Here is a 14247-nt window from a genome sequence, read left to right on the forward strand (position 1 = left end):
CTTTTTGTGTTTTTTTTGAAAGGGAATATCCCGTTTGCCGGTTCTATTGCAGGTACCCGGTTGCGACAAATCGGGGATATCAGCAACATCCAACGACATCAAAAGGAACATGAACATGAATGTTAAAAAAAGCACTGCTATCGCCTCCGCCATGACCGGTCTGCTGGCGCTGGGCGCCCAATTTATCGCGGCACCAGCAATGGCTGCCGATGAAAAGGAGAAGTGCTACGGCGTGGTCAAGGCCAGCAAGAATGACTGTGCGACCAAGAGCAGCTCCTGCGCCGGTACTGCCAAGGAAGATGCTCAGGGTGATGCCTTTGTGGTGATGCCCAAAGGGCTGTGCGAGAAGCTGGTCGGCGGTTCGCTGCAACCCAAGTAAGAGACATCGGGCAGGGGATGGCCAATGAGTTGCCCCCTGCATCTTCTCTGATTGGCGAAAGCGAGTCTTGCGATGAACCCTTTGATTGGTATCGGATTACGCACTCCCCATTACGATGAGATCCGGCAAACCCTGCCGGCAGTCGGTTGGCTGGAGGTGCATAGTGAAAATTACTTCGAACGGCACAGCCTGGGTTTTCAGGTGCTCGCCGAACTGGCGCAGCACTACCCCGTCAGTCTTCACGGCGTTGGCATGTCCCTTGGTTCTGCCGACCCGCTCGATCCGCACCATCTGCAGCAGTTGTCGACACTGGCCGCGGCGATCAAACCGGTACGGATCTCCGAACATCTCAGTTGGGGCAGCATTGGTGGGCGTTACTTCAACGACCTGCTGCCGGTGCCCTATACCCGCGCCTCCCTGCGCAACATGAGCGACAAGATCCAGCAGGTACAACAGATCCTGGGTTGCCGCATGCTGATAGAAAATCCCTCCTCCTATCTGCAACTGGCCGGGGAAATGAGCGAGTGGGAATTTCTGGCCGAGCTGCAGCAGCGCAGCGGGTGCGGCATCCTGCTCGACCTCAACAATCTCTATGTCAGTGCCTTCAATCACGGTTTCTCTTGCGATGAGTATCTGGCGGCGATCGATCTCGCCACCGTCGGGGAGATCCATCTGGCCGGTTATACCGAGAAACAGCTGCCGGAAGGCTCCCTCTATATCGATACCCACAGCGTCCCTGTGGTGGAGCCGGTCTGGGAACTCTATCGCCAGATCTGCCGCAAGCAGGCCATTCCCACCCTGATTGAGTGGGACCTCGAGATCCCGCCGCTGCCGGTCTTGCTGGCAGAGGCGGCGCAGGCTGGCGCCATTCTGGATGAGGCGCTTGCCATGAGTGCACCACGGGAGGTGGCCCATGGCTGAACTGGCACAGTTGCAACAGCACTTTGCCGAGGGTCTGCTGGGGGCGCCTGACGCCATTTCCCCTCACATCAGCTCCCGGCTCTTTTCTGCCGAGTCTGTGCTGCAGGTCTATCGCAACCACTTCATCCTGAGCCTTGGCGAGGTGCTGGCGATCAGTTATCCCGCCGTCAAGGCTATGGTCGGGGATGACTTTTTTGCAGCGGCGGCCCGTGGCTTCGTATTGGCCGAGCCGCTCAGGGAAGGGAGCGTCATGCACTATGGCGTCGGATTTGGCCAATGGCTGGCCCGCTTGCCAACTACAACCGGACTGCCCTGGCTGGAGGCGCTGGCTCAGTTCGAATGGCAGCTTGAGCGTGCCAGTCTGCTGCCGCTGGAATCACGCTGCTGGCCAGCCGAGCGTCTGGCCGCATTATCGCCGCAACAATGGGAGCGGCTGCGACTCTTGCCAGCCACTGATCTGCTGCTGGTTGCCAGCGATTATCCGGTGCTGGCCCTGTGGCAGATGGCGCTGCACGGTGGAGAAGCGGTGGAGGTGCTTGATGCCCCCGTCTGGTTGGCATTGAAGAAACAGCCGGATTGCCGGGTTGCCCCCTTGCCCCTGACGGCTGGTGAGTGGGCGCTGCTACAGGGATGTCTCGCTGGTACGGCGCTGGTCGATCTGCTTGCGGCCGACCCTGCGGCCAGTGAACATCTCACTCGCCTGATAACCCTTGGTCTGCTGGTGGATATGGAGATAATGCCATGATGGCAAACAAATGGCTGGCGCTGGCCAGCTCAAGTGGTGATTTGCCGCGCTGGAGCAGCGCTGGTGTGCTGTTGCTGGCGCGGCTGTGGGTCGCCTCGGTTTTTATCACTTCAGGCTGGCTCAAGCTGACGGCGTGGGATTCCACCCTCTATCTGTTTGAATCCGAGTATCAGGTGCCCCTGCTGCCCTGGTTGTGGGCTGCTTATCTGGGTACGGCGACCGAGCTGCTGTTGCCGCTCTTCCTGCTGGCGGGGCTTTTTACTCGCCCGGCCGCCTTGCTGCTGTTTGGCTTCAATATCATGGCGGTGATCTCCTACCCGACCCTCTGGGCGGGCGGCTTTTACGATCACCAGCTGTGGGGCTGGATGCTGCTGACCCTGACCATCTGGGGCGGCGGTGTGCTGAGCCTGGATCACTGGCTGACACGTCGCAGCCATTGATTTATCAGTGATTTTCCCAATGACAAAGAGCGCCACAAGGCGCTCTTTGTCATAATGACGGCCGGCGAAATTTCCCATGAGAGAAAAGGAGCAGCCAATGATCATTCGTCAGGCAAGGGCCGCAGATATTCCCGCACTGGTGGCGCTGCGCATGGAGCTGTTTTGTGAGGTCGGTGAGCTGGTGACGCCGCAGGCAGACCCGGCCTTGTGGCAGGCCACCCTTGACTATTTCACCCGGGCGATGAATGAAGAGAGTGCTTTATCATGGCTGGCTGAGGCCGATACGCAGGAGGGCTGCAAACAGATCGTGGCAGCAGGGACGCTGGCATTGTTTGAACGGCCACCCTATCCCGGCAATCTGGCGGGGATGGAGGGGTATCTGCTCAATATGTATACGCGGTCACAATGGCGCCAGCAGGGGATCGCCACGGCGCTGCTCGATGCCATTACAGCCTTCGCCAGCGCGCGTCAGCTGGGCAAGGTGTGGCTCCATGCCAGCGAGCAGGGGCGCCCTCTCTATGAGCGGATCGGCTTTGTCGCCAATCCGGCCTATCTGGAGTGGCAACCGGCGGTGGAATAAGGGTTGCAGCTCTGTATGAGTGGCGCTTGGTCGGTTAATTTGATGTACAGCAATAAATATGGCGTCAGATGGGATCGCGGCAAAGCTGCCAACTATGCTGATGGAGCACGCCACCATTATCTTATTGATCCACTGCGTGGTTTGGCCATGGTGGGTGCCAGTCTGGAGGATACGTTTCGATGTTCAATAGCAAACTGAAAGCCGAGTTGCAGCAGTGCCAGGATCAACTTCTGGAGCAGCAGGGATTTTTCGACGCAGTGCACGGCAGCGTGGCGACCATCACCTTTACGCCGGATGGCACTGTGCTGGCCGCCAATGATCTCTTTCTCAACGTGGTGGGCTTCAGTGCGCCCGAGGTTATCGGTCAGCATCACCGTATCTTCTGCGACAAGCTGTATGCTCAAAGCAGCGACTATCAGCAGTTTTGGGCGGATCTGAAGCAGGGGCGCTCCCGTACCGGGGTGTTCCAGCGCTTCAACAAACGGGGTGAGGCGATCTGGCTGGAAGCGACCTATTTTCCGGTCAAGTTGCGGGGCGTGGTGACCAAGGTGATCAAGATCGCGGCCGATATTACCGAGCACCACCTGCAACTGCTCAGCCAGCAGGCGGTGGTGACGGCGCTGGATCGGTCGCTGGCGGTCATCGAGTTCACCCCCGGCGGGGAGGTGATTGCTGCGAATGGCAATTTCCTCCATACCATGGGCTATACCCTGGCGCAGGTGCAGGGCAAGCACCACCGCATCTTCTGCGATGACCACTTCTATCAGGAAAATCCCCACTTCTGGGAAGAGCTTGGGCGCGGCCAGTTCAAATCTGGCCTCTTCTGCCGTCAGAACAGTCACGGTAGCAAGGTGTGGCTGGAGGCAACCTACAACCCGATCCTTGATGAGCATCGCAAGGTGGTGAAGGTGATCAAGTTCGCCAGCGACATCACCGAGCGGATCAACAAGAGCGATGCGGTGCGGGAAGCGGCCATGTTGGCCCACGATGCGGCCCGGGAGACCCTGAACTGCGCCGAACGCGGCGCGGGTCTGCTCTCCTCGGTGGTCGATACCTCCAGCCTGATTGCCAGCCAGTTGACTCATAGTATCGGTCTTATCAACCAGCTCAACGAGCAGTCGCGCAGCATAGAGGCGATCGTCTCCACCATCAGCAGCATCGCCGATCAGACCAACCTGCTAGCCCTTAACGCAGCGATTGAGGCGGCACGGGCGGGGGATCAGGGGCGTGGTTTTGCGGTGGTGGCCGACGAGGTTCGCCAGCTGGCGGCCCGCACGTCTCTCTCTACCGACGAGATCGCCAAGGTGGTACAGAACAACCGGGAGCTGACCGCCAAGGTCACCTCCGAGATGTCCGACGTCGCCAGCAGCGCCGAGCTGGGCAAGCAGCAGGTGGGCGAGGTGAATGAGGTGATGAGCGACATCCGCCGGGAGGCGAACAACGTCTCCAGCACCGTCTCTGATCTGGCCATCTGAACCCCCTGACTTCCTGTCATGCCGGGGCATTGACTCATATTTGAGCAGTCAGTGCCCCAATCTGAACCCCTCCTGTATCGTCCCGCCATTGTGAATTGTCCTCTTCTGGCCCCTTGATTAGGCTTGCCGCCTCATTTATTTCAGAGCAGGAACAGAACACGATGGCATTACAACAGAAGGGGCGGGCAATGGCCCTGCTGGTTATGGTCGCGAGCATGGGTCTGGGCGGCTGTATGGGGCAGATGGGGCTTTCCGGCATGGTCACCAAGGGCAACCTGAGCGTGGTGGATAATCGCTACGCTCGTGCCGGGGTCTTTATGCTGCTCTCCCCTGTCTACGGTCTGGCCGCGACCGCTGACCTGTTTGTGTTCAATACCATCGAGTTCTGGTCTGGCAAAAACCCCATCACCGGCAAATCTCCAGCTGTGGTGGACATGAAAGCCGATCCGGTAATCAAGGTGAACCAGCATCTGGATCCGGCCCTCAAGAAGGTGCCGTTGGCCATGCTGCCACAAGGGGTGCGTGAGGTGGAGATCAGCTACCCGGACGAGCATACTGCCCAGATGGAAGTGCACTATCTGGATGGCCGCCGCAGCATGATGCGTGGCGAGAAGCGTGGCGAGCTGATGGATATCTACTTCGATGGCCGCTTTGTCTCTACCCTGAGCCGCGCAGAGCTGGAAGAGCGGGCGAATCAGGGCAAGGCTGCTGCCTAAATTCAACTGAATCCAGATCGATCCAGCTTCAGATGGGGTATACCTAATCTGCTGGCAAAATCGCCATGATGTCTAAGGGAGTAGACTATGACGGTGAATGGATTGCGATTGGCGGAGTTGATTGGTTCCCTCAGTCATGCGCTCGATATGACCGAGGGGCAACCAAGAGGACACTGCATTCGCTGCTGCTGGATAGGTTCCCGTCTGGGGGAGCGGCTGGGACTGGATGCCCGGCTGCGCCATGATCTCTACTACACACTCCTGCTTAAGGATCTTGGGTGCAGCAGCAATGCCGCCCGCATCTGCGAGCTCTATCTCACCGACGATCTTCACTTCAAACGCGATTTCAAACTGGTGGATGGCTCCCTCTCCGAGGTAGTCAACTTTGTGCTGGGCCACACCGGCTTGCAGGCGGATCTGCTGGGACGTTTTCGCAGCCTGTTTCATATCTTTCGCAACGGTGACCAGATTGCCAACGAACTGATCCAGACCCGCTGTCATCGGGGGGCGGATATCGCTCGCCAGCTGCGTTTCAGTGACGAGGTGGCTGATGGCATTCTCTCCCTCGATGAACACTGGAATGGCAAAGGTCGGCCCCTGCAACTGGCTGGTGAGGCGATCCCGCTCTTCTCGCGCATTGCCCTGCTCTGTCAGGTGGTGGATGTATTTCACGCGGCCGCAGGTCCGGATGCGGCGCTCAAGGAGCTGCGCGAGCGCAGCGGCAGCTGGTTTGATCCGGCACTGGTTCGCGAATTTGAAGCGCTGGCCAACGAGCAGTTCTGGCAAGGGCTGGCCGATCCCCGACTGACCGAGTGGGTGTTGGTCCACCCGGCCGGGCAAGGGGAGGTAGCGCTGGATGAGGATTATCTGGACGAAATCGCGGCGGCCTTCGGGCAGGTGGTGGACTCCAAAAGTCCCTACACCGCGGGTCACAGCGGCAGGGTTGCGCTCTATACCGACATTCTTGCCACCCAGATGGGCTTGTCCGAGCCGCGTCGACGCTGGCTCAAGCGGGGTGCCCTGCTCCATGATGTAGGCAAGCTCGGGGTGAGCAACGCCATTCTCGACAAGCCGGGCAAGCTCGATGCGCAGGAGTGGGCGGCGGTGCAGATGCATGCCGCCTACACCGAGGAGATCCTGAGCCGCATCGGCGCCTTCGAGGAGCTGGCACAAGTGGCGGGCGCCCACCATGAGCGGCTCGATGGCAAGGGCTACCCCAAGGGGCTGAAGGGGAACGAGATTACCCTTGAGACGCGCATCATCACCACAGCTGACATCTTCGATGCCATCACTGCCAAGCGCCCCTATCGCGGCGCTATCCCTGTGCCGCAGGCGTTGGAGATGATGGCGGAGAATCTGGGCACCGCCATCGACCCCGACTGTTTTGCCGCCCTGCAGGCGGGTATTCAGGATTTCTCCCTCTACCTCACCACCGAGCAGCCGCTGGCCAATGCCAGTTAAGATTTGCTGCCTTCATGGCCCAAACGGCCAGTCAGACAGCAAAACGCCCCGCCACTGCGGGGCGTTTTGCATTGGGTCTAGTCGGGCTGCTTGCGATGGGGCGGGGTGAGGATCAGTCCCAGCAGGCGGCGCAGGTGGGTGAGCTGTTCGGTCAGCTGGACGTTGAGCCAGAGGTAGCCATTGATGGCTGCCTCTGCGTTGGGCGGCAGCGATACCTGGGTCGCCACCTCGTGCAGGCGGGCGATGGCGGCATCTGCGCCGCGACCATCGCCGGTTTGCATCATCAGGGCAAGCTGGTTGATCGCCTCCTCGGTGGCCATATGGCAGGCTTGCAGCGCAGCCGTGCTCTGCATCAGGAAGTGGCTCTCCCGATCGTTCCAGTAGGTGTTGGCTAGCATCTCAAGAGTGCAGAGGGTATTGCGCATGGTGACCTGCACCGCATCAAACAGGGCGACGCTGTGGCGTGTCTCCTTGGCCGCAGGGGCCAGCAGGGCCCGCAGTTTGCCGGTCTGGGCCAGCAGTTGGGAGAGATTGTGCTTGAGGCGCGGGCGCTCCAGCACATTGGGGGAGAGGTGAGTGTGATAGAGCCGCCCCGACTGCTGCAGGATTTGGTGCAGTTGCAGCCGCCAGTGGCTGTAGGCCCGCTGGGGATAGATGCTGCAAAAGAGCAGCGCCAGCAGGGAGCCCAGTATCACGTCGGCACTGCGCCACAGAGCTGTCTCTATGTCCCCCGGCATGGCCCCCATGGTGACTCCCAGGGTGATGCCGATCAGCAGCCCCACATAGGGGCGCTTGCCGAGGGCCAGATAGCCGCAGAGGAACATGATGCATCCGCACCAGATCAGGGTGAGTGGCAGGGAGTAGATCTCGAGATAAAGCGCCACCACCCCGCAACTGGCGCCGAAGATGGTGCCCACCACCCGCTGCAGGGCGCGGGAGAGCACATTGCCCCAGAACGAGATGGGGCCCATCACCACCACGAGTGTGATCAGCGGCCAAGTGCTCTCCGGCAGTTTCAGCTCGCGGGTCAGCAGAAAGGTGAGCATAAAGGCGAGCGCAATGCGCAGGCCATGGACGATCCGGTAGCGGCCATAGACCAGCAGATCGAGTCGGGAGAGGGGGGCATCAAGACGCACGGTCTGCCTCCTGTCAGGTGGGGGACGGGGCGCCGTGCATCCGGCCGACGCCCCGTCGGGATTTAGGCCAGTCGTCCCTGCAGGGGGTGGATCCAGACCCGCTCGCCAACGGCGATCCCGGGTTGATCCGGTACGATTTCGATCAGGCAGTTGGCATCGGCCATGGAGCTGAGAATGCCGGAGCCCTGTGGCCCTGTGGTGCGCACCCTCAGCTGGCCGTTACGGTCCTGATGGAAGATGCCGCGAAGAAATTCGGTGCGTCCCGGACGGCTCTTCATCTTCTCGTCCGCCAGTGCCGAGAGGCGCAGCGGCTGCCACCGCTTGCCTTGCAAGCGGGCGATGGCGGGCTCGACAAATTGCAACACGCAGATCATCGCCGCCACCGGATTGCCCGGCAGCCCGAAGAAGGGGGTCTGCCCCAGCTTGCCAAAGGCGAGCGGGCGGCCCGGCCGCATCTGGATGCGCCAGAAATCGATCTGGCCCAGCTCCGCCAGCACCAGCTTGATAAAGTCGGCATTGCCCACCGAGACCCCACCCGAACTCAGCACCAGGTCGGCACTGGCGGCGGCCTGCTCCAGCTGCTGGCGCAGAATGGTCTTGTCATCGGGAATGATGCCAAGGTCCATCACCTCGCAACCGGCGGCGCGGATAAGGGCCATCAGGGTGAAGCGGTTGCTGTCGAAGATATGGCCGGGGGCGAGCTGCTCGCCCGGCGCTTGCACTTCGTCACCGGTACTGAACAGCGCCACTTTCAGCGGGGTGCGCACGCAGAGCGATGCCTGACCGAGTGATGCCGCCAGCCCCAGCTGGGGGGCACCCAGCCAGGTACCGGCCGGGATGGCGACCGCGCCCTTGGCGAGGTCTTCGCCGGCGAGGCGCACATTCTGCCCAGCGCGGATTGGGGCGGTGACCGTGACCCACTCACCTTCAATCAGCGTCTCTTCACGCATCACCACAGTATCTACCCCGGGGGGCAGCGGGGCACCGGTCATGATCTGCACCGCCTGACCGGCCAGCACAGGCTCGTGGCGCTGCTGGCCCGCTAGCACTTCCCCCACCAGTTGCCAGCGACCGGCGGCGAGATCGTCGCTGCGAAGGCCAGTGCCGTCCATCGCCGAGTTGGCGTGGGGTGGCACATTGATGGGGCTTATCAGATCGCTTGCCAGCACGGCGCCGTGGCACTGGGCCAGCGGTTTGTCGCTGCAGGCAGTGCTCGGGGTGAGGGCCGCCAGAATGGCGTTGCGGGCCGCCTCGACCGAGAGAAAGCCCTTGCCCGCCTCTGGCTCCTTGCTCTGGCAGCCGTCAAGCCAGCGGCAGACGAAGTCGGCGATAGCCGCCAGATCGTTGATATCGAGTTGCGGCAGGGTGGTCTCTGCGGGCTGATCGCTGGCTAGCGCGATGATGTCGCTGTCTTCGGGGAAGAGCAGCGGCTTGCCAATCTCGGCGCGGTGCAGCTCGATTTTCGGGAAGTGCTCGTGCTTGAACCCCTCGACCAAGAGCAGGTCGAGCTCTGTCTGATCGAAGCTGGCCAGCAGCTGGCGAAAATCGGCTTCGGCCAGCTCGGTTTCAATGATGCGAGCATGACGGCGGCGGGAAGCCACCATCATCTGCTGGGCACCCGCCTTGCGCAGGCGATAGCTGTCCTTGCCCGGCTGGTCGATATCAAAGTCGTGGTGGGCGTGCTTGAGCACCCCAATGCGCAGGCCGCGATCCACCAGCAGGGGGATCAACTGCTCCAGCAAGGTGGTCTTGCCGGTGCCGCTCCAGGCGGCGAAGCCGAGCAGGGGAAGAGTGGGGGCCGGGGTCATGAGGTGACTCCTTGTTGGGGGTCGATAGCCGAGGCAAGCAGACGGGCCTCGTAGGCGGCCAGCTCGTCCGGGCTATTGAGATTGATAAAGGCATCCGGCTGATCGGCAAAGCTCACCACCACCATGTTGTGGCGGGCAAACCAGATATCGATTTTGCGCTCTCCCTCTGCCAGTGCGGCGGTGAGGGAGGGGAGCAGGGATTTGTGCAGCAGGGCGACCACGGGTTGCAACCAGTCGCCGTCGTGGGCCACTACCAGCTCGGTCTGTGGGGTCAGGGCGGCGCGAAAGCGGCTCATCAGATCCAGCGGCAGGGCGGGGCCGTCGCAGGGGACAAACAGCACCCAGTCATGACGGGCGGCGGCAAGACCTGCCTGCATGCCCGCCAGCGGGCCGAGATAGTCGTTGTTGTCATCGCTGATGACCGGGGCCAGCGCCTGATAGCGGGCCTGACTGCGGTTGGCGTTGATCAGCACCTCATCCACCTGGGGGCGCAGGCGCGCCAAAACATGGTCGATAAGAGGGCGTCCCGCCAGTGCTACCCATCCCTTGTCTTCGCCCCCCATCCGGGTGGCGCGGCCTCCTGCCAGGATCACTGCTGATACGGCAACGGGATCAGAGTGGCTGTCGCTTTTTGAAGTCATGTCGCTCGATGATTTTTAAAGGGGTCGTCTCTTGCAGCTGGCCACGGGCGAGGGTCCATTGCCGCTCGCACAGGTCGGTCAATGCGTTGCTCTGGTGGCTGATGACGACCAGGCCGCTGCCATGTTCCCGCAGATCTTGCGCCAATGCGGCCATCAGGGCAACCGAATGTGTATCGAGATTAGCGGTGGGCTCATCCATCAACAGAAAGGCCGGTTGCAGCGCCCAGGCGCGCGCCATCGCCAGCCGTTGCCGTTCGCCACCGGACAAAATGCTGATGTGCTCCCGTGCCAGCCCCTCCAGCTCGACCCGGCGCAGCGCCTCGAACACCCGGATCTCGCTGCCGAGCTGTTTATCGAGCGCCCAGGCCACGTTGTCGTGCACGGTGCGATCGAACAGATAGGGGGTCTGGTGCAGATAGGTGACCCGGCCCGGCCCCAGATCCCGCTTGAGCAGCCGGTTGAGCCGCTGTTGCCAGCGCCCCGGCAGATTGGTGTGACCGCGGGTGGGGGTCAGCAGCCCCGCCAGGATTTTGAGCAAGGTGGTCTTGCCCACCCCGTTGGCTCCATGCAGCCAGATGGCATCCCCCGGTGCGATGGCGAGCCGGTCAATCTCGAACAGCTGGCGCTCGCCAAAGCGCATCGTTAGCTGGTGGGCGGTCAGGGCCATGGGGTACTCCTGTTGATACGCAGTGGGGGCATGGTCAGTTCTTCAGATAGCTGTGGCCACGGCACGCCGTCAGCAGCAGGTTGAGCAAGAGGGCGAGGGTGAGCAGCACTATGCCGAGCGCCACCCCCTGGGTGAAGGCCCCTTTCTGGGTCTCCAGCGCGATGGCGGTGGGGATATTGCGGGTGAAATGCAGGATATTGCCCCCCACCATCATGGAGCAGCCCACCTCTGTGACGATGCGGCTGAAGGCGCCGATGATGGCGGCCAGCAGGCCAAAGCGGCACTCGTGCATCAGGCCGATCAGCGCCTTGGGCCAGGAGACCCCCAGGGTCAGGGCGGTTTCCCAGGCGCGCCGATCGCTCTGAACAAACGCCGCGTGAGCCATGGTGGCGATCACCGGGAAGGCGATCAGCATCTGCCCCACCACCATGGCCTGCTGGGTAAAGAGCAGCTTCCAGTCGCCAAAGGGGCCGGCCCGCGACAGCAGCATGTAGAGCAAGAGGCCAATCACCACGGTCGGCACCGATTGCAGGGTATTGATGCAGGAGAGCCAGAGCCAGCGGCCGGGCAGCGGCAGATAGGCCAGGGCAAACCCCAGCAGCAAGGCGGGCAGCAACACCAGCAGCAGGGCGATGCAGGAGACGGAGAAGGAGACCCCCACCACCTGCCACAGTTCGGTGTCACCACTGAACAGCAGGGCAAGGGCCGCTAATGTCGTGTCGAGCAGGGTAGGCATCAGGCGCCTCCCTCAGCGAACCGGGGGAGGGCCAGCAAGGTCATCGCAGGGGTCAGGGTTGCCATTATTTCCCGTTGGCATCCGCCACAAACAACGCCTGACCGGCTACCTTGAAGTCGCCGATCAGCTTCTGGCCATGCTCGGAGACCAGCCAGTTTTTCAGGGTGCGGGCCCCTTCGGTGTTGAGATCCGGGTAGCGCTTGGGGTTGACCAGGATCACCTGATAGGGGTTGAACAGGCGCTTGTCACCCTCCAGCAGGACGGCGAGATCCAGCTTGCTCTGGTAGGCGAGCCAGGTGCCGCGGTCGGTCAGGGTGTAGGCACCCAGCTCCGAGGCCATGGTCAGGGTGGGGCCCATCCCCTGGCCGATGGATTTGTAACCGGCAAACTCGGGTTTGACGTCAGCGGCTTGCCACAGGGTCTTCTCCTTGATGTGGGTACCGGACTCGTCACCGCGGGAGATAAAGGTCTGGCCCTTATCCTTGATGGCTTGCAGCCCCTTGGCCGCGTCGTGCAGCTTGGCCAGACCCGCCGGATCTTTGGCCGGGCCGACGATAACGAAGTCGTTGTACATCAGGTGTACCGGCTCGATGCCAAAGCCCGCATCGACGAACTTCTTCTCGGCAGAGGGGGCGTGGGTCATCACCAGATCCGCGTCGCCATTCTCGCCCATCTTCAGGCTCTGGCCGGTACCGGCCGCCATCACTTGCACCGGATAACCGGTCTCCTTGGTGAACTGGGGCAGTAGCCAGCCCAGCAGACCGGACTGCTCGGTGCTGGTGGTGGTGGCGAGGCGGATCGGCGCTTTTGTGGCATTAGTATCCGCTTCGGCGTGGGCCGCACCGGCGATCAGCAGGCTGGTGGCGAGGGAGAGGGCAAAACGTTTGAGGCTGGTTTTTATCGTCATCGTGATGCAACTTTTTTCAGGGTGGCTGAGGAGAGGGCAAGAGTAAGCAAGCAGGGTGCCAAACTGTTCCTTTGCTGCTGCATTCACGGTTTGCCGTTTAAAAACAGAAGCTTATTAGAATCAATTAGGTGAGCTTGTTATCGCTTTTAATAATTGGTGTTGGTGCTTTTGATACGGTAAGGACAAAATGTCCCACTAAGGTTCCGGTTATCGGGACATTCACCGACCGTACGTGCATCCGAGGTACTTTTTTCCATGACACTCCCTCCCAGCCGCTGGTCTGCCCTCTCCCTGCTTATCGTTGACGATGAGCCCGGCATGCGCAGCTTTCTGGCCAAGGCGCTGGCCAAGCGTTTTGCCCAGATTGAGACTGCCGCCAGCGTGGAGGAGGCGGAAGCTCTGCGCTGCCGCCTTCACTTCGACCTTATCATCGCCGACATCCGGCTACCTGGGCGCTCCGGCATCGAGTGGCACGAGGCCATAGACCCGGCCACCCGCCGCAGCGACATTATCTTCATGACCGGTTTTGGCGATATGGAGACCGCCCTCAAGGCGCTGCGCCTTGGCGCCAGCGACTTTATCCTCAAGCCCTTCAACCTCGATCAGATGGTGCAGGCGGTGGACAGAGTCATCGAGCGCCGCCAGATGGAGCGGGAGAATCTGCTGCTGCGCCGGGAGGTGAGCAAGCTGTTCCCGCCCACCCTGATCGGCGACAGTGCCAAGACCCGCGAACTCAAGACGCTCATCGCCAGAGTGGCCCCCTCCAATGCCGCCGTGCTGGTGGAGGGGGAGTCCGGCACAGGTAAGGAGTTGGTGGCTCGCGCCCTGCATCAACTCTCCGGCCGTATGGGGGCCTTTGTGCCCCTCAACTGTGCCTCCATCGCGCCGGAGCTGCTGGAAAGCGAGCTGTTTGGCCACGTGCAGGGGGCCTTTACCGGCGCCCGCAAGGGGCGCGACGGCCTGTTCCGGGTCGCCCACCAGGGCACCCTGTTTCTGGACGAGATCGGCGAGATGCCGCTCGCCATGCAGGCCTCCCTGCTGCGGGCACTGGAGCAGAAGGCCATCCGCCCGGTGGGGGCCGAGCGCGAATTGGCGGTGGATGTGCGCATCGTCGCCGCCACCAACCGCAACCTCAAGGCCGAGGTGGAGGCGGGCCGCTTTCGCGAAGATCTCTTCTATCGCCTCAACGTGGTGGCGCTGCCGGTTGCCCCGCTGCGGGAGCGGATCGACGACATCCCCGCGCTGGTACACCACTTTACCCGCCAGCTCACCGCCGAGATGGGAATGGGTTCCTTGAGCTGGACCCACGAGGATGTGGTGGCGATGCAGGCTTACCCCTGGCCCGGCAACGTGCGGGAGCTGCGCAACCTTATCGAGCGCTGCCTGCTGCTGGGCAAACCTCCGGCGGATTACTGGCAGAGCAGCAAGCTTGCCGAACAGGGGGCGAGCGAGGAGGGCTATCCGCTGGCGTGGCCGCTGGCGGAGGTGGAAAAAGCCCACATCCTGCAAGTAGTGGCGAGCCATGATGGCAACAAGTCGGCCGCCTCCCGGGTGCTCGGGGTGGCGCGCAAGACGCTGGATCGCAAATTCAAGGAGTGGGCCATCGAATGAGGAAGGCTGACTGGATGGGGTGGC

The 14247-nt window shown here is 61.8% G+C and carries 15 protein-coding genes; 9 read left to right on the forward strand and 6 right to left on the reverse strand.

Annotated features, from left to right (window positions below):
- The first annotated feature begins 115 nt into the window (after positions 1–115).
- From AB5Z02_RS05900 to AB5Z02_RS05935, 8 genes are all read left to right on the forward strand, one after another.
- Positions 116–379 (forward strand): DUF2282 domain-containing protein, encoded by a 264-nt coding sequence (locus AB5Z02_RS05900; RefSeq protein ID WP_005334862.1) that lies wholly within the window; start codon positions 116–118, stop codon positions 377–379.
- Positions 380–451: 72 nt separating this feature from the next.
- Positions 452–1300, forward strand: coding sequence for a DUF692 domain-containing protein (locus AB5Z02_RS05905; protein ID WP_368215554.1), 849 nt, complete (start codon positions 452–454; stop codon positions 1298–1300).
- Positions 1293–2045, forward strand: a complete 753-nt coding sequence (locus AB5Z02_RS05910) for a DNA-binding domain-containing protein (RefSeq protein WP_019446718.1) — start codon at positions 1293–1295, stop codon at positions 2043–2045. Before AB5Z02_RS05905 ends, AB5Z02_RS05910 begins: the two co-directional genes overlap by 8 nt.
- Entirely contained in the window at positions 2042–2485 is a 444-nt protein-coding gene (locus AB5Z02_RS05915; RefSeq protein ID WP_005362129.1) for a DoxX family protein, read from the forward strand. Before AB5Z02_RS05910 ends, AB5Z02_RS05915 begins: the two co-directional genes overlap by 4 nt.
- Positions 2486–2582: 97 nt before the next feature.
- Positions 2583–3065: a GNAT family N-acetyltransferase gene (locus AB5Z02_RS05920; protein WP_019446716.1), complete on the forward strand. Its 483-nt coding sequence runs from the start codon at positions 2583–2585 to the stop codon at positions 3063–3065.
- Between the two features lie 179 nt (positions 3066–3244).
- Entirely contained in the window at positions 3245–4540 is a 1296-nt protein-coding gene (locus AB5Z02_RS05925; protein WP_019446715.1) for a PAS domain-containing methyl-accepting chemotaxis protein, read from the forward strand.
- A 161-nt stretch (positions 4541–4701) separates the two neighbouring features.
- Positions 4702–5256 (forward strand): DUF3332 domain-containing protein, encoded by a 555-nt coding sequence (locus AB5Z02_RS05930; protein WP_076491369.1) that lies wholly within the window; start codon positions 4702–4704, stop codon positions 5254–5256.
- Positions 5257–5343: 87 nt separating this feature from the next.
- Entirely contained in the window at positions 5344–6717 is a 1374-nt protein-coding gene (locus AB5Z02_RS05935; protein WP_368215557.1) for an HD-GYP domain-containing protein, read from the forward strand.
- A gap of 77 nt (positions 6718–6794) precedes the next feature.
- Here AB5Z02_RS05935 and AB5Z02_RS05940 read toward each other — a convergent pair whose 3' ends face one another.
- The 6 genes from AB5Z02_RS05940 to AB5Z02_RS05965 form a co-directional block, all read right to left on the reverse strand.
- Complete coding sequence (locus AB5Z02_RS05940) at positions 6795–7853, reverse strand: FUSC family protein (protein ID WP_005362124.1); 1059 nt, start codon at positions 7851–7853, stop codon at positions 6795–6797.
- A gap of 62 nt (positions 7854–7915) precedes the next feature.
- Positions 7916–9661, reverse strand: a complete 1746-nt coding sequence (locus tag AB5Z02_RS05945; protein ID WP_368215559.1) for a bifunctional molybdopterin-guanine dinucleotide biosynthesis adaptor protein MobB/molybdopterin molybdotransferase MoeA — start codon at positions 9659–9661, stop codon at positions 7916–7918.
- The gene (gene mobA, locus AB5Z02_RS05950) at positions 9658–10302 is read right to left on the reverse strand and encodes a molybdenum cofactor guanylyltransferase MobA (RefSeq protein WP_236396741.1); all 645 of its coding nucleotides are present in this window, start codon (positions 10300–10302) and stop codon (positions 9658–9660) included. Before mobA ends, AB5Z02_RS05945 begins: the two co-directional genes overlap by 4 nt.
- Entirely contained in the window at positions 10274–10969 is a 696-nt protein-coding gene (locus tag AB5Z02_RS05955) for an energy-coupling factor ABC transporter ATP-binding protein (protein ID WP_005334830.1), read from the reverse strand. The genes mobA and AB5Z02_RS05955 overlap by 29 nt, the downstream gene beginning before the upstream one ends.
- Positions 10970–11003: 34 nt before the next feature.
- Complete coding sequence (locus AB5Z02_RS05960) at positions 11004–11705, reverse strand: ABC transporter permease (protein WP_005347674.1); 702 nt, start codon at positions 11703–11705, stop codon at positions 11004–11006.
- A 64-nt stretch (positions 11706–11769) separates the two neighbouring features.
- Positions 11770–12612 (reverse strand): substrate-binding domain-containing protein, encoded by an 843-nt coding sequence (locus AB5Z02_RS05965; protein ID WP_368215561.1) that lies wholly within the window; start codon positions 12610–12612, stop codon positions 11770–11772.
- 255 nt (positions 12613–12867) lie between these two features.
- Here AB5Z02_RS05965 and AB5Z02_RS05970 point away from each other — a divergent pair, with 255 nt between their 5' ends.
- On the forward strand, positions 12868–14223 hold the full coding sequence (locus tag AB5Z02_RS05970; RefSeq protein WP_005353777.1) for a sigma-54 dependent transcriptional regulator: 1356 nt from the start codon (positions 12868–12870) through the stop codon (positions 14221–14223).
- Positions 14224–14247 lie beyond the last annotated feature (24 nt).

Origin of the sequence: Aeromonas sp. R2-3 (genome assembly GCF_040908375.1) — a bacterium.
GTDB lineage: Bacteria > Pseudomonadota > Gammaproteobacteria > Enterobacterales > Aeromonadaceae > Aeromonas > Aeromonas veronii.